This is a genomic window from Falsiroseomonas sp., assembly GCF_030695085.1.
GTDB lineage: Bacteria > Pseudomonadota > Alphaproteobacteria > Acetobacterales > Acetobacteraceae > Falsiroseomonas.
This window is the reverse complement of sequence record NZ_JAUYTS010000224.1, coordinates 1-22592: the sequence shown is the minus strand read 5'-3', so window position 1 is coordinate 22592 and position 22592 is coordinate 1. Positions and strand designations below refer to the sequence as shown.

Genomic DNA, 22592 nt, shown 5'->3' with positions numbered 1-22592 from the left:
CGCCCCGTCGCGCCCCGCGACCCGAGAATAATCGCGGCCATCGTCGCCAGCGCGCTGTTCATGCAGAATCTGGACAGCAGCGTGGTCGCCACCGCGCTGCCGGCCATGGCGCGGGATCTCGGGCGGGACCCGGTGCATCTGTCGGTCGCCATCACCTCCTACCTCGTGGCGCTATGCGTCTTCATCCCGGTCTCCGGCTGGGTGGCGGATCGCTTCGGGCCGCGGCGCGTCTTCATGTGGGCGATCCTGGTCTTCACCGGCGCCTCGGCCCTGGTGGGGCTGTCGCAGGGTCTGGGCACGCTGGTGGCGGCGCGGGTGCTGCAGGGCCTGGGCGGGGCGATGATGGTGCCGGTCGGCCGCCTGCTGCTGCTGCGCCGCGTCAGCAAGGAGGAATTGCTGACGGCGATGACCTGGCTGACCATGCCCGCCTTGCTTGGCCCGATCTTCGGCCCGCCGATCGGCGGCTTGCTGACCGATGCGGTGTCCTGGCGCGCGGTGTTCTGGATCAACATCCCGGTCGGCGCGCTCGGCCTGCTGCTGGTCTGGCGCTTCATCCCGGAGATGGACCCGCAGGACCCGGGCCCGTTGGATACGCGCGGCCTGGTGCTGTGGGGCCTGGCGCTGGCGCTGCTGGTATCCGGGCTGGAGACGATCGGGCGCGACCTGGCGCCGGTCTGGGTGCCGCTGACGGTGCTGAGCCTGGGGGCGGCGGCGACGGTGGCGGCGGTGCTGCATTCGAAGCAGGCGGTGCGACCGGCGGTGGACCTCTCGCTGCTGTCGATCCCCACCTTCGGCATGCCGATGCTGAGCGGCACGCTGTTCCGCATCGGTGCCGGCGCGCTGCCCTTCCTGCTGCCGCTGACTCTGCAATTGGTCTTCGGCCTGTCGGCGGCCGGCAGCGGGCTGGTCACCTTCGCGACCGCGCTCGGCGCGCTGGTGATGAAGCCGCTGATCCGCCCGGTGCTGCGGCGCTTCGGCTTCCGCAACGTGCTGGTGGTGAATTCCGTGCTGGCGGCGGCGGGGGTGGCGGCCTGCGCGCTGTTCGACCCGTCCTGGCCGCCGATTGCGATTTTCGCGGTGCTGGCGGCGGGCGGCCTGTCCCGGTCGCTGCAATTCACCTCCATGGCGACCATGGCGTTTGCCGATGTGCCGCAGAACAAGCTGGCGGCCGCCACCGCCATGACCGGGACGATCCAGCAATTCTCGGTGGCGCTGGGCGTGGTGCTGGGGTCGCTGACGCTGTCGGCGGGAATGGCCTGGCAGGGCACCACGGTGCCGGGGTTGTTCGAATTCCAGGCCGGTTTCGTGGTGGCGGGGCTGGTGATGCTGGCCATGCTGCCGGGGGCGCTGCGGCTGAAGCGGGACGCGGCGGCGCGCGTCTCCGGCCATAAGCCGGGCCCGACTTAACCCGGCCGGTTCGGGTCCAGCCTCGCAAAAGTCAGCTCATGCTTGTTGTGCGCGCCGTGGAACACCACGGCGCCGGGAATGGCGGCGAAGGCCTCTGCCGTCGCGTGGTCCGTCTCGCCCTGGAATTTCAGCGTGCAGACGAAGTTGCGCGCCGCATCGGCGGCGATCCAGCGCTGCACTAGGCCCAGCAGGCGGGACGGGTAGCAGATGACGTCGCTGAACAGCCAATCCACCTTCGGCTCCGTGCGAGGTTCCAGCCCGAAGGCGCTTTCCGCCCGCATGGTCACGCCGGGCATGGCGGCGACGGCGGCATCCAGCGGCGCCTTGTCCACCGCCACCACCTGCGCGCCGAGCTTTGCCAGAACCCAGGTCCACCCGCCCGGTGCCGCGCCGAGATCGAGGCAGGTCTCGCCGGGGCCGGGATGGCGCCCGAGCCGCGTCAGCGCCTCCCACAGCTTGAGATAGGCGCGGGAGGGCGGGCCTTCGCGATCCTCGATGAAGGCGACCTCGCCATTGACGAAGGGGCTGGTCTTGGCCGGGCTGGCCAGCAGCCGGTCCGGCGCCAGCAGCGTCCAGGCGCCGAGATGGCCGGTGGGTGCGGGTTCTGGGAAGGCCAGCGGCCGCGCCTTCACGGGTGGCAGTTTCTCGGTGATCAGCGCGCTGCGGCGGTGATGCGCGGCGGCGTAGCCGGCCCAGTTGCGCTGGATGGCGCGCAGCGCATCGGCGGCCTGCTTGACGGAGGCGACGGGGATTTCCTGCGGCGCCGTCCAGACCTCCAGCGCCCAGGCGGCCGCCCCGGGCGGGTCGGGCGACAGCGCCAGCCTGCCATGCCAGGCGGAAACGCGGCGACCGGCGCGCAGAAGCTCCTCGGCCAGATCGTGCTCAAAGCCCTCGGCGGCGAGATAGGCGCTGGCGATCATTTCTCGGGTGCGAGCGCTGCGGCAGCCGCCAGAATGCCCCAGCCGACCAGCAGCACCATGCCGCCCATCGGCGTGACCGGGCCGAGCGAGGTTTCCGTCAGCACCCGCACATAGACCCCGCCGGCAAAGCCCAGCGTGCCCACCACGAAGCAGCCCGCCGCCAGATGCACCAGTGGCCCGCGCCGGCGTTCCGCCAGCATGCCGCAGCCGAGCAGTGCCAGCGCGTGCCAGACCTGCAGCGAGGCGCCGGTATTCGCGAGCGCGGCCGTTTCCGGCGGCAGCCCATGGCTCGCATAGGCGGCCATGCCGACCGCGATCAGCCCCGACAGGGCGCCCAGAACCATCCAGAGACGTGCCATGGCCCGCATCTACGCCGAGGACGCGCCCTTCGCCAGTCTGGTCCGTTCAGTCGAGCAGCGCCCGCACCTCATGCAGATCCGCGGCGATGTGGTGGCACAGGGCGCGCAGTTCCGGCGTCGGCGGCAGCAGGTCCGGCACCATCACCGTCCGCATCCCGGCGGCGGCCGCGGCGCGCACGCCGTTGTGGGAATCCTCCAGCGCCAGGCAGGCGGCCGGCGCCACGCCCAGCATGTCGGCCGCGCGCAGGAAGGGGTCGGGCGCCGGCTTGCCATGGGCATAGTCGCCCGCGGCCACCACGGCATGGAACCGCCCATGCAGCCCGTGCAGCGCCAGGTTCTCCGCCACATCGGCATGGCCGGAGGAGGTGCAGATGGCGCGCGGCAGGCGCAGCGCATCCAGCCGGTCCAGCAATTCCCGCACGCCGGGCTTCATCGCCAGCCGCGGGCGCAGCCCCTCGAAATGATGCAGCCAGGTGACCCGGAACGGCTCCACCCGATCCGGCCCGAGATGCCGCTGCAAGGTCGCGCGATTGAGCGCCCAGGGGCGGCCGACCAGCTCCAGGTAATGCGTGGCGGTCAGGCTATGCCCCAGCTCCCGCACCGTGGTGAGGAAGGCGTCGCGGGAGAGAACCTCGCTGTCGAAGATCAGCCCGTCCATGTCGAAGATGACGGCATCGCAGAGGCGGGCAGGGTCGCGCATCGGCGGCCTATGCCGGGCTGGCGGCGGACAAGCAAATTCAGCCGCCCGGTTCGGCCTGCGCCGCATTCGGGAAAAACAGCTGCTCGCCATTGATCTTGTAGCCGGCAATGGCCGCCTGTCCGGCGGGGGAGGTGATCCAATCGATGAAGCGCTGGCCCTCCGCCTGCTTCACATGTGGATGGCGCTGCGGGTTCACCAGCATGACGCCATACTGGTTGAACAGGCGCGCATCGCCCTCGACCACGATGCCCAGACCCTGGCGGTTGCGGAAAGATAGCCATGTGCCGCGATCGGTCAGCGCATAGGCGCCCTGGGCAGCCGCCGTGTTCAGCGTCGGCCCCATGCCCTGGCCGATTTCCCGATACCAGCCGCCACGACCGGTAGCCGGATCAACGCCCGCCTGCTGCCAGAGCCGCAGCTCCGCCGCATGGGTGCCGCTGCGGTCGCCGCGGCTGATGAAGGGCGCGTTTGCCTCAGCGATGCGCTTCAGCGCCGCGGCGGTGTCGCGTGACCCGGTGATGCCGGCGGGGTCGCCCTCCGGCCCTACGATGACGAAGTCGTTGAACATCACGTGCTGGCGGGCCAGGCCATGGCCCTCCGTCACGAAGCGCTGCTCCGCCACGCGGTCATGCACGAAGACCACATCGGCATCGCCACGACGGCCGACATCCAACGCCTGGCCGGTGCCGAGCGCCACGACGCGCACGGTGATGCCGGTCTCCCGCGTGAAGATCGGCAGGATATGGCCGAACAGTCCGGATTGCTCCGTGCTGGTGGTGCTGGCCACGGTGATGTGCCGGTCCTGCGCCGCCAGCGGCAGTGGCGATGCAAGAAGCGCGAGAAGCAGCAGGCGACGCAACATGGATGGATCCTCCGGTTACCAGATCAGCTCGCCGCGCAGGAAGGCGGCGGCCTCCGCCGTCGCGGGTCCGGCGAAGAAGCGGGCGGCCGGCGTGTGTTCCAGCAGCCGGCCGCGATGCAGGAAGGCGATCTCCCCGGCCAGGCGGCGGGCTTGGCCGAGGTCATGCGTCGTCATCACCAGCTTGGTGCCGCGCGCCGCCAGCGCCTGGATGATCTGCTCCACCGCGCCGGTCGCGGCGGGGTCGAGGCTGGCGCAGGGTTCGTCGAGGAACAGCACCTCCGGCCGCAGCGCCGCGGCGCGGGCCAGGGCCAGGCGCTGCTGCTCCCCGCCCGAGAGTTTGCGCGCGGGGCGGTCGGCCAGCGGCGCCAGCCCGACCAGGGCCAGCGCCTCCGCCGCGCGGCGGTCCTGCTCGGCACGGTCCAGCCCGGCCAGGGCGAGCGGGTAGCGTAGGTTCGCCAGGACGGACCGGCGCAGCAGCACCGGGCGCTGGAACACCATGGCCTGGTGGCGGCGCGGATCGGCCGCCGGCCCGCCCCAGCGCACCGCGCCGGCACTCGGCGCCAGAAGCCCATGCAGCAGGCGCAGCAGCACGCTTTTGCCGGCGCCATTCGGGCCGAGGATCAGCGTCGGCGGCCCGGCCGCGAGGGTCAGCGACACATCGTGCAGCACCGCCACGCCGCCGGCGGCAAAGCCCAGCCCCTCCGCCCGCAGCGGCAGGATGGCGTCCGGCGCGCGCATCAGGCCAGCCGCAGGCCGCGGTCGCGCAGCCCCTGCGCCAGCGCATTCACCGCCAGCACGATCGTCATCAGCACCAGGCCAAGCGCCAGTGCCAGCGGCAGGTCGCCCTTGCTGGTCTCCAGCGCGATGGCGGTGGTCATCACCCGCGTGAACCCCTCGATATTGCCGCCGACGATCATCACCGCGCCGACCTCCGCGCTCGCCCGGCCGAAGCCGGCCAGCAGCACGGTCAGCAGGGCGAAGCGGCCATCCCACAGCAAAGTGGGTACGGCCCGCGCCGGGCTGGCGCCGAAGCTGCGGAGCTGTTCGGCATACTCCTCCCACAGCCCTTCCATCACCTGGCGGGTCAGCGCAGCCAGGATGGGCGCGACCAGCACCGCCTGGGCGATGATCATGGCGGTCGGCGTGAACAGCAGGCCGAGCGCGCCGAGCGGGCCGGCGCGCGACAGCAGCAGATAGATCAGCAGCCCGGCCACCACCGGCGGCAGCCCCATCAGCGCATTGAGCATCGCGACCACCGCGCCGCGCCCCGGAAACCGCGCCACCGCCAGCAGCGCGCCGAGCGGCAGGCCAACCAGCGCGGCCAGCAGCACCGCCGTCAGGCTGACCCGCAAGGACAGCAGCACGATCTGCGCCAGGGTGGGGTCGGCGGCGGCGACCAGGCTTATCGCCTGCGCCACGGCGCTGTGCAGGTCGTTCATCCTGGCAGGCTGACCATGGCGAGGCTTGACGTCAACCGCGGCAGTCGGCGATGTGGCGTCACCATTTGCCGGAAATTGCCGCCATATGCCGGATGTCCTGACACTGAAGGAGGCCGCCGCCTGGCTGCGCCTGTCGGAACGTGCGCTGTATGACCTCGCCCGCGCCCGGCGCCTGCCGGCGGCGCAGATCGGCGGCAAATGGCTGTTCCCCCGCGCCCGCCTGGCAAGCTGGCTGGCCGAACAGGCCGAGGCCGGGGAGGTGGCCGCGCCACCGCTGCCGATCCTGGCCGGCAGCCACGACCCGCTGCTGGATTGGGCGGTGCGCCAATCCGGCTGCGGCCTGGCGCTGCGGGCCGGCGGCAGCCTGGATGGGCTGGCGGCGCTGGCCGAGGGGCAGGCCCTCGCCGCCGCCACGCATCTGCTGGACCCCGATACCGGCACCTTCAACGAACCGGCGGTGCGCGACCTGCTGGCCGGACGCGGCGTGGTCGGCATCATCTGGGCCTGGCGCGAACAGGGGCTGCTGCTGGCACCGGGCAATCCCTCCGGCATCCATCGCGTGCAGGATCTGGCGCGGCCGGGCCTGCGGATCATCGGCCGCCAGCCGCGCGCCGGCAGCCATGTGCTGCTGATGCATCTGCTGGCCGAGGCCGGGCTGCGTCTGGAGGCGATCGGCTTCCTGCCCGAGCCCGCCTTGGCGGAGGACGAGGTCGCCGCCGCCGTGGCGGAAGACCGCGCCGATGCCGGCTTCGGCATCCGTGCGGAGGCGGCCGCGCGCGGCCTGGATTTCGTGCCCCTGGTGCGGGAGCGGTTCGACCTGGTGATGCGCCGCCGCGCCTACTTCGAACCGCCCCTGCAGGCGTTGTTCCGCTTCGCCCGAAGCGCCGGCTTCGCCGCCCGCGCCGCGCGGATGGGCGGCTACGACATCACGGAGACCGGGCAGGTGGCCTTCAACCCCTGAGCCTGAGCCACCCCAACGGCGCCAGCGCCAGCCCCGCCAACATGAGAAAACCGGCCCCCGGCCCGCCCGTCGCCGAGAACAGCGCGCCGAACAGGGCGGGTCCGAGGCAGGCGCCGACATAGATCATCATCATGATGCCCGAGGTCGCCGCCGCCACCCGCCCCGGCGCTGCCAGCCGCGCCGTCTCCGCCAGGCAGATGCCGTTCCAGCCGAAGGCGGCGAAGCCGAACAGCCCCGCCACCAGCCAGACCAGCCAGGTGGGCGTCGCCGGCCCCAGCCCCAGGCAGGCCAGGCAGGCCAGCGCGATCACCACCCCCAGCCCGCCCAGCACCCGGGAAGGCGCCACCCGGTCCGCCACCCAGCCCAGCGCCAGCCGCGCCGCGATGGAGACCAGCAGCCCCACCGTCAGCGTCAGCCCGGCGGCGGCGATGCTCCAGCCGGCCACCGTCACCAGCACCGTCACCAGGAAGGCGGAGAAGGTGAATTGCACGCAGGCGAAGCACAGCGCGGCCAGCCCCAGCCGCAACGTCGGCCCGCCCGCCAGCACCGCGGCAAACGGCGCGGAAAAGCCCAGCCCGCCACCGCGCGGCGCCAGCGAACCCGCATCCAGCCGCCAGCGCCAGGGCTGCACCGCCAGCATCGCCAGCCCCATCGCGGCAGCCAGCGCAAGGCAGGCCGCCTGCCAGCCGAAGCCCGCCGCCAGCACCGGCACCACCAGCCCGGCCGTGGCACCACCCACCGGCACCGCCACCTGCTTGATCGAGAACACCCGGTTGCGCAGCCGCGCCGGCGCCAGCCGGGCCAGAAGCGCCGAGCTCGCCGGGTTGGCGGGGCCATAGGCCACCCCCACCAGCAGCGCGCTCACCGCCAGCGCCACCGGATGCGCGATCGCCAGGGCCAGCAGCCCGGCCGCCGCGCTGGCCAGCATCGCCTGGTGCAGTCGCACCGGGCCGAGCCCCGCGACCAGCTGCGGCGTGAACAGCGTGGACACCGCCCCGGAAGCGAACAGCAGCGCCGCATACCAGCCGACCGCCGCCTGCGGCAGCCCGGCGGCGGGCAGCACCAGCGCCGCCGTCACCGGCAGCACGAGGGAGGCCAGCACCACCAGCGCCTGCGCCCCCAGCGTCACCCCCACCGCGGCGGGCAGCAGGGTGGCATCCGCGTGCGGGTCGGTCATGGCCCAGGCAAGTCCTGCGGTTGCGGTGCATCCGGCATGCCGGGAATGCGCCGCGCTGTCCACTCGGGCTTCCCCTGGGGGCGGGTTGGCCATGCGGAAGGCCGGGCCTATACCGAACGGGCCGACCATTCGGGGCCGGTTTCGCGACATGATCCTGCTGTCGGATGCCGGATCGGAGTTGGAGTTTTCGGCATGGCAGCGGTCGCATCCGGTGGACAGGGCGGCCCTTCCGGCCGCGTGGCGAAGCTGCGCAAACTGGCGCCTGGCCTGCTGGTGTGCCTGGTCATCGCCATCGCTTCCGTCTGGCTGCGCAATGCGTCCGGCATCGCGGCGCTGAATCCGGTGGTGATCGCGCTGCTGGTCGGGCTGGCCTGGCGCTCCGCCAAGGGTCGGCAGCCGGTGCTGGATGCGGGACTGTCCTTCTCCATCCGGCCGCTGCTGCGCTTTGCCATCGTGATCCTCGGCCTGCAGGTGACGGCGACGGAGGTGCTGGCGCTCGGCCCGGGCGCGCTGGCGCTGGCGGTGACGGTGGTGGGCGTCACGGTGCCGGCGGCGATCTGGCTCGGCCGGCTGCTTGGTGTGCAGCCGGGGCTGGCCGCGCTGCTCGGCATGGGCACCGGCATCTGCGGGGCGTCCGCCATCGTCGCCACCAACCAGGTGGTGCGCGCGAAGGACGAGGATGTCACCTACGCGCTGGCCGTCATCACCCTGTGCGGCACCGTCGGCCTGGTGCTGCTGCCGCTGCTGGCGGAGCCGCTGGGCATGTCCGCCTTGGCCTACGGGTTGTGGGCCGGTGCATCCCTGCATGAGGTGGTGCAGGCGGTGGGTGCCGCGGCGGCGGGCGGGCCGGAGGCGGCGCAATCCGGCACCGTGATGAAGCTGGCCCGCGTGATGCTGCTGGCGCCGGCCATCATGGCGCTTGGCTGGTGGGTGGCGCGCGGCGCGGCGGCGGGTGGCGGCACGGCGAAGGTGCAGGTGCCGTGGTTCGCCGTGTGGTTCCTGGTGATGGTCGGCATCGTCTCGACCGGCCTGGTGCCCGGCCTCGCCATCGAGGCATCCCGCTTCCTGGTGCCGCTGCTGATGGCGGCAAGCGTCGCGGCACTCGGCCTGTCCACGGATCTGAAGGCGCTGCGCGCGCGTGGCCTGGCGCCGCTGGCGCTGGGCATCGCGCTCAGCCTGCTGATCGCCGCCATCGCCTTCGCCGGCGTGAAGCTGATCGGGGTTTAGCGCCGGCTACCGCGTCGGCGCGTAGCGCCGCCTACTGTGTCGGCGCGTAGCGCCGCCTACTGGGTCGGCGCGTAGCGTCGCCTACTGTGTCGCGTTGGCGGGCACCTTGGGCGCGGTCGCCAGCCGCAGCGCCACGCGCCCGACATCGGCCAGCGCCCCTTCCACCGCCAGCACGCCTTCCGTCCGCAGCGTGTTCGGCAGCCGGTCATCCGTGCTGCCGCCGACCACGAAGGCGGCGAACTGGGCTTCCGGGAAGCGGCGCTTCATGCGGCGCAGCAGGTAGCGGGAGGCGGCGACGGAGGCACCGCCTTCCACCGTGCAGAACCAGGCCTGACGCACCAACCCGGCATCCAGGCCGGTCAGGTCGCCGCCGCGCAGCAATTCCACCGGGGCCGCGACCGCACCGATGCCGCGCTTGCGCAGCATCTGCGCCAGCATCGCCGCCGCCGTCTCGTCGAACGGGCCGCGGCCGGCCACGCACATCACCGCACCGGGCGGGACCAGCACCTCCGGCGGGGGCTGGACCTCCACCGTGCTGGGGGAGGCGTCCTTCGCCTCCTCGGTCAGCGCGGGTTCCGGCGGCTGGTCGTCCTCGACCTCCTCCTCCAGATCCTCGATCAGTGTGGCGACGCGGGCGCGCAGCGCGGTCAGTCGTTCCGGGGTGAAGCTGCCGCGCATCGCATCGGCCTGTGCCAGGGCCAGCGCCGGCAGCGCGACCTCGTCGTAATAGGCGGATAGGCGCCTCTCACGCAGCAGGTCCTCGGCCTGTTCCGTCAGCGCATCGCCATCGCCGGCCAGCGCGCGCTGGTAGAAGGTCTCCGGCGGGTCGAGCGGTGGCCGGTCGCCCAGTGCCACGTCGAGGAATTCGAACCTCTCCACATGCCGGCCCAGCACCACCAGGCAGACGGTCAGCGGCACCGCGACGATCAGCCCGATCGGCCCCCACAGCCAGGTCCAGAAGGTGGCGGCCGCAATCACGGCGATCGGCGAGATGCCGGTGGAACGGCCGAGCACCAGCGGCTCCAGCACCTGGCCCATCAGGCCCTCGCCAAAGGCGAACAGCACCAGCACCAGCACCGGCATGGTCCAGCCTGGCTCCACCGCCAGCGCCAGCAGCAGCGGGAAGGCGACGGCGACGATGGTGCCGACGAAGGGCACGTAGCGCATCAGCCCGGCGACGATGCCCCACAGGATCGGCTGCGGCACGCCGATCAGCAGCAATGCGCCGCTGATGAACACGCCATAGGCCGCATTCATCGCCGTCAGCGCGAGGAAGTACCGCGACAGGCGATAGGCCGCGTCATCCATCGCCGCCATGGTGCGGTGCAGGTCGCGTGCGCCGACCAGGCGGATCACCCGGTCGCGCAGATCCTCGCGGTACAGCAGCACGAAGATCACCAGCACCACGACGATGCCGAAGGTGGCCAGCGGGTAGATCAGCGGCGCCAGCACGCTCTGCAGCAGTTCGAACGGCTTCGGAACCGGCGGTCGGACTTCCACCGGCAGTGGGTGTACGACATTCGCATCCAGCGAGGGCCGCGGCTCCGGCACCGCGCGTTCGGCCTGCGCGGCCAGGCCGCGCAGCATGTCCTGCGCGCGCTCGATCAGCCCGCCGCTGGCATTGATGCTGTTGAGCTTGCGGGTCAGCTCCCACTGATACAGATAAATGTCACCACCCAGCTCCGCCAATTGGCGACCTATGACCAGGCCGAGCATGCCGATGACCGCGACCGCCGCCAGCACGGCCGCCAGTACCGCGGCGACCCTCGGAATGCCGATGCGGCGCAGCGCGCGGGAAATCGGCGCCAGCACGAAGGCGAGCAGGACCGTCAGCGCCAGCGGCACCAGCAGGTCGCGGGCAAAATACAGCACGGCCACCACCACCAGCGCCGCCTGGGCAATGGTCGCGCCATTCTGCGGCACGCCTGCGGCGCGGACACCACGATCGGCGGCGGGCGGGAAATCGGGCATGCGGCAGGTGGTCCTGGGTTTGTGCGCAGCCGGAACGCGGTCGCACCGTTCTGGTTCATTGCGCCGGGTTGCTTTCCGTGCCGGCGCATTGCGCTACCGTGTACCGCAATGATCCCCGCCCGCCCCGAGTCTAATCCGCCGCGCCCGCCCCAGGCCAGGCCCATGACGCCGCCTGCGGGATTGCCCGTCGATCGGCCCGTGCCGGCCGGATATGCCGCCGGCGCCCCCGCGCCCTGGTGGGTGAAGCTGACCGTCAAGCTGGCGCTGGGTGCGCTGCCGGTGCCGGCCGGCGCCTGGCGCGCCATCGGCCTGCGGCGCCATTCCTTCGGCGCGCTCGACCCCGACAGGCTGGTGGAGCCGCTGGCCAGCCGCGCCCGGCGCTTCGAGGAGGTGGCGGGCCGGGCGCCGCGCGCGGTGCTGGAAGTTGGGCCGGGCGCGATGGTGCTGCGTGCGCCGGTTGCCGCCGCGCTGGGTCTCGGCCCGGTCTGGTACCTGGATGTGGAGGATTCCGCACCGCGCGACCTCGCCCCCTACCGCATTGCCGCGGAGGCCGCCCGCAAGGCCGGGCTGGTGCCGCCCGACCTCTCAGGCTGCGCCAACCGCGCCGATGTGCTGGCCGCCTGCAATGCCCGCCTGCTGGTCGGCGGGCCGGCGGCGCTGGCCGCCGTGCCGGCCGGTTCGGTGGACCTGGTCTTTTCCGAAGTGGCGCTGGAACATGTGCGGCGGGACGCGCTGGCGCCGCTGCTGGCGGCGCTGCGGCGGGTGACGGCACCGGGTGGCCTCGGCCTGCATGCGGTGGATTTCCACGACCATCTCGGCGGCGGGCTGCGGCATCTGCGCTTCGGGCCGGCATTCTGGGATGGGCGGGCGGTGGCGCGGGCCGGGCTGTACTGCAACCAGCTCGGCCTGTCGCAGATCCTGGCGGCCTTCGCCGCGGCCGGCTTTTCCGCCCGCGCCAGCCAGCGGCTGGTCTGGCCGCTGCCGCAACTGCCGCCGGGCGGGGCGCATCCCGGGATCGGGCGGGCGCCGGAGGATGACCGCATCTGCCATGCGGCGCTGGAGGTGCGGCCGGCCTGAGCCATTTTTGTTGCGCCAGGCACGACCGCTGCTGCCACACTTCCCACGCGCATCAAGACGCAATGGGAGGTTTCATGCTGCACCGCCGCACCGCCCTTGGGCTTGGCCTCGGCCTCGCCACCGGCCTGTTCCCCCTGGGCGTCCGCGCCCAGTCCTTTCCCGAACGCAACCCGCGCTACATCGTGCCCTTCCCGCCAGGCGGGCTGACCGACATCATGGCGCGCCTGGTCGGCCAGCGGCTGGGCGAGGCCTGGGGCCGCCCGGTGGTGGTCGACAACCGCGCCGGCGGCAACGCCCTGATCGGCGCCGATCTGGCGGCGAAGGCGGAGCCGGATGGCCACACGCTGCTGGCCATCACCCTGACCCATGCGGTGAACGCCACGCTGTTCCCCAACGCGCCCTATGATTTCCGCCGCGCCTTCCATGTGGTGTCCGTGCTGGGCTCGCTGCCGCTGGCGGTGGTGGTCAATGCGGAACGCAGCCCGGCGCGGGACCTGCAGGCGCTGGTGGCGCTGGCGCGGGAGCGTTCGCTGAATGGCGGGACCTCCGGCACCGGGTCCCCGCCGCATCTGGGGCTGGAACTGTTCCGCCGCGTCTCCCGCGCCGGGGACAACATTGTGCATGTGCCCTATCGCGGCGGCGCGCCCTCGGTGACCGACCTCGCCGGCGGCAATCTGGACCTGATGGTCTCCAACCTGCCGGAATGCCTGGCGCAGATCCGCGGCGGCAGGCTGCGCGCGCTGGCGGTGACCAGCGCGGAGCGCCACCCGCTGGTGCCCGATGTGCCGACGGTGCGGGAGGCCGGGGTGCCGGAGCTGGAGATCACCAACTGGACCGCGGTGCTGACCAATGCGGCGGTGCCGGCGGCGATCAAGGCGCGGCTGGAGCGTGACGTGCTGGCCGCCATCCACCACCCGGAGACCACAAGGCGGGCGCAGGAGGGCGGCTTCCAGGTGCTCGGCTGGGACAGCGCGCGCTCGGCGGATTTCGTCCGGGCGGAGACGGATCGCTGGGCCTCCCTTGTCACGGAGGCCGGGATCAAGCCCGATGCGTGAAACTGCCGGATGAGCGCCGCACCATGCCACGCCTGACCCTTGCCGAAGCCGAAGCCCTGGCCACCGCCGCGCTGGCCGCCGCCGGTGCCAACCCCGCCATGGCGGCGCTGACCGCCCGCGCCCTGGTGGCCGGGGAGGCGGAGGGGCAGGGCGGCCATGGCCTGTCCCGCGTGCCGCAATACGCCGCCTTCCTGGCCAATGGCCGGGCGGATGGCGCGGCGGTGCCGGCGGTGGTGGCGGAACGCGGCGGCGCGGCGCTGATCGATGCGCGGCATGGCCTTGCCTATCCGGCGCTGGACCTGGCGGTGCGGGAGGCGGCGGCGCGGGCGCGCGCGCATGGCGTCGCCTGCCTCGGCATCACCAACAGCAACCATGCCGGCACCATGGGGCTGCCGGTGGCGGCGCTGGCCCGGCAGGGTTTCGTGGCGCTGGCCTTCACCAACTCGCCCGCCGCGATGCCGGTGCCGGGCGGCAGGCGGCCGCTGATGGGCACCAACCCGGTGGCCGCCGCCTTTCCGCGCCAGAATGCCGCGCCGCTGGTGATCGACATGGCGCTGTCGGAAGTCGCGCGCGGCAAGATCATGCTGGCCTCCAAGGCCGGCAAGAAGATCCCGCTCGGCTGGGCGCTGGATGCCGATGGCAATCCGACGACGGACCCGGATGCGGCGCTGTCCGGTGCCATGCTGGCGATGGGCGGCAGCAAGGGCGCGCTGCTGGCGCTGGTGGTGGAGTTGCTGTGCTGCGCCCTGACCGGCGCCGCCTTCGGCTTCGAGGCGGACAGCTTCTTCACGACGGAGGGCAATCGCCCACGCCTCGGCCACACGCTGCTGGCGATCGACCCTGGCGCCCTGGCCGGGGAGGCGAGCTTCGCCGAGCGCATCGAATTCCTGCTTGCCGCCATGCAGGGCGACCCCGGCGTGCGCCTGCCCGGCAGCCGCCGTGCCGGGCTTGCCGCGCATGCCGCGGCGGAAGGGCTGGAGGTGCCGGAGGCGCTGCTGGCGCAGCTTCATACCCTGGCGCAACAGGCCGCGCCGATGGCATAAGGCCGAAACATGACGCAGCGTTCATGCGGGCGTCATTTGGCCAAGGGCTGGTCGGGTTGCCGGCTGGCGCCCCATGCAGGACGGAAACCGCCGCCATGCCGAATTCGAGCCGGATGCCGGGCGTGACGCCGGGCGAACCCATCCCGTCCTTCCATGCCCGCGCCGCCGGCAATCCGCGCTTCGCCTTCGACACCACCGCCGGACGCTGGCTGATGGTGCTGATCCCCGGCTTGCTGGCGCAGCCCGGGCTGGCGCAGCGGCTGGCCGCCGCCATCACCCCGCATGCCGGCCTGCTGCGGCTCGACCACGCCTATCTGCTGGTGATCGGCACCGATGCGGAGGATGAGCTTGCCGGGCGGATGACCGATGGCCCCGGCCGGCGCGTGCTGTGGGATGATGACGGCAGCGCCCGCCGCGCCTTCCGCGCGGAGGGGGCGGATGGCGCGCTGCGCCCCGGCTGGGTGCTGCTGGACCCGATGCTGCGCGTCTTCGGCGTCTGGGGCCTGGAGCAGGGGGCGGAGGCGATGGCGACCCTCGCCGCGCTGCCGCCGCCCGCGGACCATGCCGGCGTGCCCACCCACGCGCCGATCCTGGTGCTGCCGCGCATCTTCGAGCCGGATTTCTGCCGCCGGCTGATCGCGGAATATGAGGCGGTGGGTGGCGGCGAAAGCGGCTTCATGCGGGATGAGGGCGGGCGGACGGTCGGCGTGATGGACCCCGGCCACAAGCGCCGGAAGGACGCCTTCATCACGGATGAGGCGCTGCGCGCGCAGATCCGCGCCCGGCTGAACGCCCGCCTGATCCCGGAAATCCGCCGTGCCTTCCAGTACAATGTCACAAGGCTCGAACGCTATGTCGTGGCCTGCTACGATGCGGCGGATCAGGGCTTCTTCCGGGCGCACCGGGACAACACCACCAAGGCCACCGCGCATCGCCGCTTCGCCGTGACGATGAACCTCAACACCGGCGAATATGAGGGCGGGGATTTGAGTTTCCCCGAATTCGGGCCGCAGACCTACAAGGCCCCGGCCGGCGGGGCTGTGGTGTTTTCCTGCTCCCTGTTGCATGAGGCGCGCCCGGTGACGCGCGGGCGGCGATACGCCTTCCTGCCGTTCCTGTATGATGACGCGGCCGCGGCCATTCGCGAGGAGGGTGCAAAATTCCTGGACCAGAAAGAGGCGGCTTCCGCGGCGGATTCGGCGGAGGCCCACCAGCCGATGCGGGCGGAGACGACCGGCGCGGCCTGAACCGCCCATCCAGCAACCCGCGCCCCCCGGTCGAGCCCGGCCAGGTGCCGGTGCGCGGCTGGCGGGATTCGGACCTCGACCGCCTGTGCGGCCCCGCCGCCGCAACCGCCGCCTTCGCCGTGCGCCCGGATGCGGTGCTGCGCATGTTCTATACCGAGTCCAGGCGGCGCGAGGTCGGCCCGCTCTGCGCCCTGATGGCGCGCAGCCGCCGCCCCTACCGCGAAGTGACGGCGGAGGAACTGGTTCGTATCGCCGGCACGGAACACCATGGCGGCGTCGTCGCCATCGCCGTGCCGCGCACCATTCCTGAAATTGGCGTGGGTCCGTTCCCCGCCGCCTTGCTCACCGCACCGGTGCTGCCGTTGCTGGATGGCATCGGCAATCCGCACAATCTCGGCGCCATCGCGCGTTCCGCCGCCTTCTTCGGCTGCACCGGCATGCTGCTGTCCGGCGACCCGCGCCAGGCGGGACTTTCGGATGCCGCCTACCGGATTGCCGAAGGCGGGCTGGAGCATCTGGAGGTGTGGCGCCTGCCCGATCCGGCCGTGGGGCTGCGGGCGCTGGCGCCGAAATTCACCACCGTCGCCGCGGTGGCCGCCGGCGGCATGCCGCCCGAGGCGCTGCCGCGTGGCAAGCCCTTCGTGCTGGCACTCGGCAATGAGGAAATCGGCCTGCCGGGCCTGACGGCGGCCGCCTGCACCCATCGGGTGACGCTGCCGGGCAGCGGCAAGGTGGAAAGCCTGAATGTGGCCGTTGCCGCCGCGGTGCTGCTGCACGCCATGTCAGCCTGAGCACGGCCGGATGGCTCGGATCTGCGGCAGAATGTCCCGGCTTGCGGCCCATGGGGCCGAGGTGCCGGATGGCACCCGCCGCACGTTCGGCGAAGCCGGGCCGCGCGGATGCGCGGTGCCCGTCACGCCCGTGGCGTGCCAGTGGCAGATCTGAGGGGCACACAGGTGCAACCTTCCTGCGCTGAAATTCAGCCGGATGTGCTGGTGATCGGCGCCGGCGCGGCGGGCATTGCCGCCGCGCGGGCGGTGCAGCAGGCTGGCCGCAGCGTGCTGGTGCTGGAGGCGCGGGACCGCGTCGGCGGGCGGGCGGTGACGGATCACCGCCTCGGCCTGCCCTTCGACCTCGGCGCCGCCTGGCTGCACAATGCGGCGGATAATCCGCTGGTGCCGCTGGCGCGTGCGCTGGGCCTCGCCCTGGCCGATTCCGATGCGCTGCGGCACGAACGCACTTTGGTGGGGGATCGCCCGGCCTCGGCGGCCGAGCTCGCCGGCTATGATGCCGCCTGGGAGGCCTTCCAGGCCGCGGTGCTGGCGCGCGCCGCAGCAGGCGGGGCGGCCAATGGGCAGGATTGCAGCGTGGCGGCGGCGGTGCCGCAGGGCGGGCCGTGGGATGCGACGGTCGCCGCCTGGCAGGGCGACATCATCGCCGCCGCGCCGCTGGAGAGGCTGAGCCTGGCGGATTTCGCCGGCACCGCGCTCAATGGCCGAAACATGATGGTGGAAGCCGGCATCGGCACCCTGTTCACGCGCCTGGCGGAAGGCCTGCCGATCCGGCTTTTCTCCATGGTCGAGCGGCTGGAATGGGGCGGGGCGCAGGCTGTCGCACATGGCAGCTTCGGCAGCATCCGCGCCGGCGCCGTCATCGCCACCCTGCCCAGCAGCCTGATCGCGGCGGAGGCGCTGCGCTTCGATCCGCCATTGCCGGTGGCGGTGCTGGAGGCGGCGGCGGATCTGCCGCTCGGCCAGGTGGCCAAGGTCGGCTTTCGCGGCGCGGATGCGCTGGGCCTGCCGGAATTCTGCTCGATCGACCGCCAGGTGGCGCCGGGCGAGGCGCTGGTGGCGATGAGCGCCCGGCCCTTCGGCCGCGACCTGCTGGCCTGCCATGTCGGCGGCGACGCCGCGGCGGCGCTGGAGGCGGAGGGCGATGCGGCGCTGGAGGCCTTCATGCGCGCCGAGGTGGCCCGCCGCTTCGGCCATCAGGCCGCGCGCGCCCTGGCGCCGAAACCGATCGTGACAAATTGGCTGCGGGACCCGATGGCCCGGGGCGTGTACAGCTATGCCCGCCCAGGCCGCGCCGCGGCGCGCGGCCTGCTGGCGCAGCCCCTGGCGGGCGGCCGCCTCTGCCTGGCGGGGGAGGCCTGCGATGCCCGGCTGGCCGGCACGGTCGGCGGTGCCTGGCAATCCGGCATGGTTGCAGCCGAAGCGGCACTTGCCGCGTTGCGGTAAAGTCACGGTACGGTCGAGGAGCGGGATACTGGCGGACAGCTTGCAGGTGCGGGAGGCGGCGGACGGTCGCGTGGTCAGCCTGTCCGGGCGCCTGGATACGCCGGCGGCGGCCTCGCTGTGGACGCAGTTGATGGCGGAGGCGCGCAAGCCTGGCGCGCCGCTGGTGCTGGACCTGGCGGCGGTGGAGGCGGTGGACACCACCGGCGCCACCCTGCTGCTGACCGCCCAATCAGCCACCGAGGGCGGGCGGATCGAGGGTGCCAGCCCCGGCGTGGTGGCGGTGCTGGACCGGGTACGGGACGCGCTGGCGGCACCCAGGCCGAAGGTGGTGCCCTACCGCTTCTCGCCGCTTTCGGGCGTCGGCCGCCGCGTGGTGAATGTGCTGCGTGGCGGCGTGGAATGGATGGCCTTCCTCGGCGAATTGCTGGTGGTCGGGCTCGCCACGCTGATCCGTCCGGCGCGACTGCGGGCGCGGGAATTGCTGCGCCACCTGGATGAGGCCGGCACGCGGGCCTTCGGGCTGGCGACGTTGCTGGGGTCGCTGCTGGGCGTGATCCTGGCCTTCCAATCGGCGATTCCGCTGCGGCAATTCGGCGCGGAGGTCTTCGTGCCGAGCCTGGTCGGCATTTCCCTGCTGCGCGAACTGGGCCCGCTGATGGCCGGCGTGGTGCTGGCCGGGCGCACCGGATCTGCCTACGCGGCGGAGCTCGGCACCATGACGGTGAATGAGGAGGTGGCGGCGCTGCGCATCATGGGCATCGACCCGATGGCGCTGCTGGTGCTGCCGCGCGTGCTGGCCGGGATGCTGGTAATGCCGGTGCTGTCCCTGGTGCTGACCCTGGCGGGGCTGGTCGGCATGGCCTTCGTGATGGCGCTGCTCGGCTTCACCATGACCACGGTGGCGCAGCAGCTGACCAATTTCGTCAGCCTGAAGGATCTGCTGGGCGGCTTGTTCAAGGCGGCGGTGTTCGGCCTGGCGATCGCGGTGGTCGGCTGCCGCGCCGGCCTCGGCGCCGGGCGCGGGCCGCGGGCGGTGGGCGATGCGGCGACCGCGGCGGTGGTCGGCGGCATCGTCGCCATCGTCGTGCTCGATGGCATCTTCGCGGTGCTGTATGAAAGGCTGGGATTGTGAGCGAGGCGCTGGACCAGGACGCGCCGGGGCCTGACGCGCCCACGGTGATCGAGGCGCGGGACCTGACGGCCGCCTTCGGCAGCAACGTGCTGTTCCGCCACGTCACCTTCGATGTGCGGCGCGGCGAGGTCTTCGTCATCCTCGGCGGATCGGGCTGCGGCAAATCGACCCTGCTGAAGCTGATGATCGGCCTGGTGCCGCCGGCCGAGGGCCAGGTGGACATCCTCGGCACCGATATCTGGGCGACGCAGGGCGCGGCGCGGCTCGGCCTGCTGAAGCGCATCGGCGTGATGTGGCAGCAGGGCGCGCTGTTCGGCTCCCAGACCCTGCTGGAGAATGTCGAAATGCCGCTGGCCGAGCACACCACCCTGCCGCCGGAAGCACGGCGGGAGGTGGCGCGGGCGAAGCTTGGCCTGGTCGGGCTTTCGGCCGCCGCCAACCAGCTGCCGTCGGAGATTTCCGGCGGCATGCTGAAACGGGCCGGAATCGCCCGTGCGCTGGCGCTGGACCCGCCCATATTGTTCCTGGACGAACCCTCCGCCGGGCTGGATCCGGTCACCTCCGCCGGGTTGGATGCGCTGATCCGCGACCTGTCGCGTTCACTCGGGACGACCTTCGTGGTGGTGACGCATGAACTGGCCTCGATCCTGGCCATCGGCGACCGCTGCATCATGCTGGACAAGGAAGCCAAGGGGATGATTGCCGAAGGCGACCCTCGCGCGCTGCGCGACCACAGCCCCCACCCGACCGTGCAGGCCTTCTTCCTGCGAAAGGCGGCGTGATGCCCTCCGGCAAGGCCCTTTATGCGCGCGTCGGCGCGCTGGTGCTGGTCGGCATCGTGCTGGCGGTCGCCTTCGTGCTGTTCCTGGCCGGTGGGCGGGGGCTGCAGGCCACCCAGATGTTCGAGACCTATTTCGAGGAATCGGTCCAGGGTCTCGATGTCGGCGCGCCGGTGCGCTACCGCGGCGTGGCGGTCGGGCGGGTGACGCAGATCGGCCTGGTGACCGCGGAATATCCGCGCCCGGCCGGCATGCCCTATTCCGCCGGCTTCCAGCGGGTTTTCCTGCGCTTCGGCCTGGATCTGCGGCAGGTGGGGGAAACGCCGGACATCGATGAGGCGGTGCGGCTCGGCCTGCGCGCGCGCATCACGGCGCAGGGCATCACCGGGGTGAACTACCTGGAGCTGGATTTCGTCAGCCCGCAGCGCTTTCCGGTCACGGCCCAGCCCTGGCAGCCTTTGTATCCGGTGATTCCGGGCGTGCCTTCCACCGTCGCGCAGGTGACCAACGCGGCGGAACTGCTGATCCAGCGACTGGCGGACCTGCCGGTGGACCAGATCTCGAACGACATCGCGGGCCTGCTGTCCAACCTGAACCGCCAGACCAGCGACGGCGACCTGGCCCAGGTGCTGCGGGAGGCCGCGACCACCATGACCCTGCTGCGGACGGCGGTGGAGGGCGGCGACCTGGCCGGCGCGCTGGATGAATTCCGCTCCGCCGCCGCCGATGCGCGCACCCTGCTGAACGGCCCCGAAATCCGCGGCGCGATGGCCAATGCCTCCGGCGCGGCGGCGGAGCTGCGCCGGGCGGCACAACGCCTGCCCGGCGCGGTGGAGGGTATGGAACGCACCATGCGCGCGGCGCGGGAGACGACGGTGGATGTCCAGGCGGAACTGCTGCCCATCCTGATCGACCTGCGCGCCACCACCGCCAACCTGCGGGCCACCGCCGAGCAGCTGCGAAGCTCCCCCTCGCAGATGCTGTTCGGTGCGCCGCCGACCCCGGATCGCCGCCGATGAACCGTCGTGCCCTGATTGCCACCCTGCCGCTGCTGGCCGCCGGCTGCACCATCTTCCCCGACCGGCCGAATGTTCCGGTGCGGCGCTATCCGCTTTCACCGGTGCGGAGCGCGGGGCAGGGCGCGCGGCCCGGGGCGCCGGTGCTGCTGGTGCGGCGGGTGCGGTCCGTGCCGGGGCTGCAGGATCTCGGCCTGCGGCGGGTGCGGCCGGATGGGTCCTATGAAATCCTGGTCTATGAGGAATGGATCGCGCCGCCCGCCGACCTGGCCGATGCCGCGCTGCGGGCCTGGCTGCAATCCTCCGGCCTGTTCTCCGCCGTGGTGCCGCAGGGGAGCCGAGCGGATGCCGACCTCGTGCTGGAACTGCAACTCACGGCGCTGGAGGTGCTGCCCAGCTTCGGCCGCGCCCGGGCGGGCCTTTCCGGCGTGCTGCTGCGGGAGGAACGCCTGGCGTCGCGCGTCGTCGACACGCTGGCGGTGACCGGGGAGGCGCCCTTGGCGCCGGATGCGGAAGCGCCGGCCATGGCGCTGGCCATGGCGCAGGCGCTGGCGGTGGCGATCGCCAGCCTGGAGACGCGGCTGGCGTCGCTGGCGCGGTAAGGGTCAGCGGGCGGCAGCCGGTCGCCTGCCACCATCCAGGCGGGAAGTACGCTCCAGAACCCGTCTGCTGCCGGCCGCCTGGCGGCACATCTCCCTGAGAGCTTGCAGGCCACACGGCGGGCCGCTGCGCGGGCCATGCGGCCCCGGGTCTGATTTCACGCTCTGTTGACCATGGCCCTGCGCCGCGCGCCGGTTCTGCGATTCTGGGACTCCGCGGACATAACGGGACCAATCCCAGAAAAGACACAGCACTGCGTGTCTCGTTAATCCTTTTCCCACCACTTGGGCCTCATTCTCGAGAAGCGGAAAGCGAACCTGATTCGTCTCTGGCGGAGAGAAGCGGCGACCCTGCCTTGGCGGGGCTGCGGCGTAACCTCCGAAAGGACGTCTCATAAGTTGCGTCGCAACTTAAGGTTGTCTTTCCTGCTTGTTCGGAAAGCGGCGCAATTTTAGCTGGTGAGGCGACTGTGGGCACACGTGAAGCTGGCGCGGCGGCGAGTTGGGACGAGGTCTGGGCGGAATATGATTCGCGCCATCCGGCACCCGCACCGGTGCGGCACACCGCGCCCCGGCCCGCGATGGCTGCGTCGCCGGTGGCGGCCAGCGGCGCCGCGGCACCGCGCCGCGCGGGCCGGTCGCGCCGCGTCTGGTCCGCGCTGGTCCTGCTGCCGATGCTCGCCCTCGGCTGGATGAGCAGCCCCTACGCCACGGCCTGGGGCCTGGCGCAGGCGCTTGAGGCACGCGACGGCGCGCAGATGTCGCGGCACCTGGATCTGCCGGCGGTGCAGGCCACGCTGCGCGAAACCCTGCTGCCACATGCCGCCGGGGGCGATCGCACGCCGGAAGCGCGTGCCTTCCTCGCCGGCATGGCCGAGGACATCGCCGCGGCCTGGGCCAGCCCCACCGCCCTGGCCGAGGTCGCCCGGGCCCGCGGCATACCGGCCGGCGCCGCGGCACAGGCGTTGCGCAGCACCGTGCCGACCGGCCTGACCCGCTTCGAGATGGCGCTGGAGGGCAGCGTCGCCCCCATTCGCCTGCAGATCGAACTGACCGGCGCGGCACCGGCACCGCGCTGGCAGGTGACCGGCGTGCGGATGGAAAACCGCGAGCCGCTACCCGCCCTGCCGCCGCTGCGGTTCAGCGCCCTGCGCTGATCCGTCCGGGGCGGCAGGGTGCTGAGCCAGGGCGATCGCCTGGCGCAGCACCGCATCGTGGCCGATGTGATTGGCCAGGATCAGCACCAGCCTGGCATCCAGCCGGCGCGAGGCGGCCGGATCCAGACCGCGATGCGCCTCCACCAGCAAGGCGAAGATCGCATCCGGGTCCGCCAGCCGGGGCGTGGTGTCCAGCTTCATGCGGCGTGCTCCACCTGGCCGAGGGC

The 22592-nt window shown here is 72.3% G+C and carries 23 protein-coding genes; 14 read left to right on the top strand and 9 right to left on the bottom strand.

The window, feature by feature from the left end:
- Positions 1 to 1407: MDR family MFS transporter (locus Q8S40_RS23115; RefSeq protein WP_371136879.1), on the top strand; the 1407-nt coding region annotated here is incomplete at its 5' end.
- Here the strand turns inward: Q8S40_RS23115 and Q8S40_RS23110 are convergent.
- Genes Q8S40_RS23110 through Q8S40_RS23085 form a run of 6 tightly spaced genes read right to left on the bottom strand, consistent with a single transcriptional unit; the run spans position 1404 to position 5687 of the window.
- Positions 1404 to 2327, bottom strand: coding sequence for an SAM-dependent methyltransferase (locus Q8S40_RS23110; protein WP_305672294.1), 924 nt, complete (start codon positions 2325 to 2327; stop codon positions 1404 to 1406). The two genes, Q8S40_RS23115 and Q8S40_RS23110, sit on opposite strands and share 4 nt — an antisense overlap.
- Entirely contained in the window at positions 2324 to 2686 is a 363-nt protein-coding gene (locus Q8S40_RS23105; RefSeq protein WP_305672293.1) for a DUF423 domain-containing protein, read from the bottom strand. The genes Q8S40_RS23110 and Q8S40_RS23105 overlap by 4 nt, the downstream gene beginning before the upstream one ends.
- A gap of 46 nt (positions 2687 to 2732) precedes the next feature.
- Positions 2733 to 3386, bottom strand: a complete 654-nt coding sequence (locus tag Q8S40_RS23100; RefSeq protein ID WP_305672292.1) for an HAD family phosphatase — start codon at positions 3384 to 3386, stop codon at positions 2733 to 2735.
- Between the two features lie 37 nt (positions 3387 to 3423).
- On the bottom strand, positions 3424 to 4248 hold the full coding sequence (locus Q8S40_RS23095; RefSeq protein ID WP_305672291.1) for a substrate-binding domain-containing protein: 825 nt from the start codon (positions 4246 to 4248) through the stop codon (positions 3424 to 3426).
- A gap of 15 nt (positions 4249 to 4263) precedes the next feature.
- Positions 4264 to 4986 carry an ATP-binding cassette domain-containing protein gene (locus tag Q8S40_RS23090; RefSeq protein ID WP_305672290.1) on the bottom strand — a complete coding sequence of 241 codons (723 nt, stop codon included), beginning with the start codon at positions 4984 to 4986 and terminating at the stop codon, positions 4264 to 4266.
- Positions 4986 to 5687 (bottom strand): ABC transporter permease, encoded by a 702-nt coding sequence (locus tag Q8S40_RS23085; RefSeq protein ID WP_304814397.1) that lies wholly within the window; start codon positions 5685 to 5687, stop codon positions 4986 to 4988. Before Q8S40_RS23085 ends, Q8S40_RS23090 begins: the two co-directional genes overlap by 1 nt.
- 85 nt (positions 5688 to 5772) lie before the next feature.
- On the opposite strand from Q8S40_RS23085, the gene Q8S40_RS23080 reads away from it, so the two are divergent.
- Positions 5773 to 6648 carry a helix-turn-helix transcriptional regulator gene (locus tag Q8S40_RS23080; RefSeq protein ID WP_305672289.1) on the top strand — a complete coding sequence of 292 codons (876 nt, stop codon included), beginning with the start codon at positions 5773 to 5775 and terminating at the stop codon, positions 6646 to 6648.
- On the opposite strand, the gene Q8S40_RS23075 is transcribed toward Q8S40_RS23080, so the two are convergent.
- Positions 6638 to 7825, bottom strand: coding sequence for an MFS transporter (locus tag Q8S40_RS23075; RefSeq protein ID WP_305672288.1), 1188 nt, complete (start codon positions 7823 to 7825; stop codon positions 6638 to 6640). The genes Q8S40_RS23080 and Q8S40_RS23075 overlap by 11 nt on opposite strands.
- Before the next feature lie 192 nt (positions 7826 to 8017).
- Here Q8S40_RS23075 and Q8S40_RS23070 point away from each other — a divergent pair, with 192 nt between their 5' ends.
- A complete protein-coding gene (locus Q8S40_RS23070; RefSeq protein ID WP_305672287.1) occupies positions 8018 to 9052 on the top strand; it encodes a YeiH family protein in 1035 nt (344 codons plus the stop codon).
- Positions 9053 to 9133: 81 nt separating this feature from the next.
- Here Q8S40_RS23070 and Q8S40_RS23065 read toward each other — a convergent pair whose 3' ends face one another.
- Positions 9134 to 11023 carry an AI-2E family transporter gene (locus tag Q8S40_RS23065; protein WP_305672286.1) on the bottom strand — a complete coding sequence of 630 codons (1890 nt, stop codon included), beginning with the start codon at positions 11021 to 11023 and terminating at the stop codon, positions 9134 to 9136.
- 198 nt (positions 11024 to 11221) lie between these two features.
- On the opposite strand from Q8S40_RS23065, the gene Q8S40_RS23060 reads away from it, so the two are divergent.
- The 11 genes from Q8S40_RS23060 (at position 11222) to Q8S40_RS23010 (ending at position 22365) form a co-directional block, all read left to right on the top strand.
- Positions 11222 to 12100 (top strand): methyltransferase domain-containing protein, encoded by an 879-nt coding sequence (locus Q8S40_RS23060; RefSeq protein ID WP_305672285.1) that lies wholly within the window; start codon positions 11222 to 11224, stop codon positions 12098 to 12100.
- A gap of 74 nt (positions 12101 to 12174) precedes the next feature.
- Positions 12175 to 13155 (top strand): tripartite tricarboxylate transporter substrate binding protein, encoded by a 981-nt coding sequence (locus Q8S40_RS23055; protein WP_304814406.1) that lies wholly within the window; start codon positions 12175 to 12177, stop codon positions 13153 to 13155.
- 23 nt (positions 13156 to 13178) lie between these two features.
- The gene (locus tag Q8S40_RS23050; RefSeq protein ID WP_305672284.1) at positions 13179 to 14198 is read left to right on the top strand and encodes an Ldh family oxidoreductase; all 1020 of its coding nucleotides are present in this window, start codon (positions 13179 to 13181) and stop codon (positions 14196 to 14198) included.
- A gap of 95 nt (positions 14199 to 14293) precedes the next feature.
- Positions 14294 to 15445 (top strand): 2OG-Fe(II) oxygenase, encoded by a 1152-nt coding sequence (locus Q8S40_RS23045; RefSeq protein ID WP_305672283.1) that lies wholly within the window; start codon positions 14294 to 14296, stop codon positions 15443 to 15445.
- A 44-nt stretch (positions 15446 to 15489) separates the two neighbouring features.
- Entirely contained in the window at positions 15490 to 16236 is a 747-nt protein-coding gene (locus tag Q8S40_RS23040; protein ID WP_305672282.1) for an RNA methyltransferase, read from the top strand.
- Between the two features lie 165 nt (positions 16237 to 16401).
- On the top strand, positions 16402 to 17682 hold the full coding sequence (locus Q8S40_RS23035; RefSeq protein ID WP_305672281.1) for an NAD(P)/FAD-dependent oxidoreductase: 1281 nt from the start codon (positions 16402 to 16404) through the stop codon (positions 17680 to 17682).
- Positions 17683 to 17728: 46 nt separating this feature from the next.
- Positions 17729 to 18814 carry an ABC transporter permease gene (locus Q8S40_RS23030; RefSeq protein ID WP_304814414.1) on the top strand — a complete coding sequence of 362 codons (1086 nt, stop codon included), beginning with the start codon at positions 17729 to 17731 and terminating at the stop codon, positions 18812 to 18814.
- Positions 18811 to 19596 carry an ABC transporter ATP-binding protein gene (locus Q8S40_RS23025; RefSeq protein ID WP_304814416.1) on the top strand — a complete coding sequence of 262 codons (786 nt, stop codon included), beginning with the start codon at positions 18811 to 18813 and terminating at the stop codon, positions 19594 to 19596. Before Q8S40_RS23030 ends, Q8S40_RS23025 begins: the two co-directional genes overlap by 4 nt.
- Positions 19596 to 20612, top strand: coding sequence for an MlaD family protein (locus tag Q8S40_RS23020; protein WP_305672280.1), 1017 nt, complete (start codon positions 19596 to 19598; stop codon positions 20610 to 20612). Before Q8S40_RS23025 ends, Q8S40_RS23020 begins: the two co-directional genes overlap by 1 nt.
- On the top strand, positions 20609 to 21211 hold the full coding sequence (locus tag Q8S40_RS23015; protein ID WP_305672279.1) for a hypothetical protein: 603 nt from the start codon (positions 20609 to 20611) through the stop codon (positions 21209 to 21211). Before Q8S40_RS23020 ends, Q8S40_RS23015 begins: the two co-directional genes overlap by 4 nt.
- A 467-nt stretch (positions 21212 to 21678) precedes the next feature.
- Entirely contained in the window at positions 21679 to 22365 is a 687-nt protein-coding gene (locus tag Q8S40_RS23010) for a DUF2939 domain-containing protein (protein ID WP_305672278.1), read from the top strand.
- Here Q8S40_RS23010 and Q8S40_RS23005 read toward each other — a convergent pair.
- Positions 22324 to 22566 carry a DUF2783 domain-containing protein gene (locus tag Q8S40_RS23005; protein WP_305672277.1) on the bottom strand — a complete coding sequence of 81 codons (243 nt, stop codon included), beginning with the start codon at positions 22564 to 22566 and terminating at the stop codon, positions 22324 to 22326. The genes Q8S40_RS23010 and Q8S40_RS23005 overlap by 42 nt on opposite strands.
- Positions 22567 to 22592 lie beyond the last annotated feature (26 nt).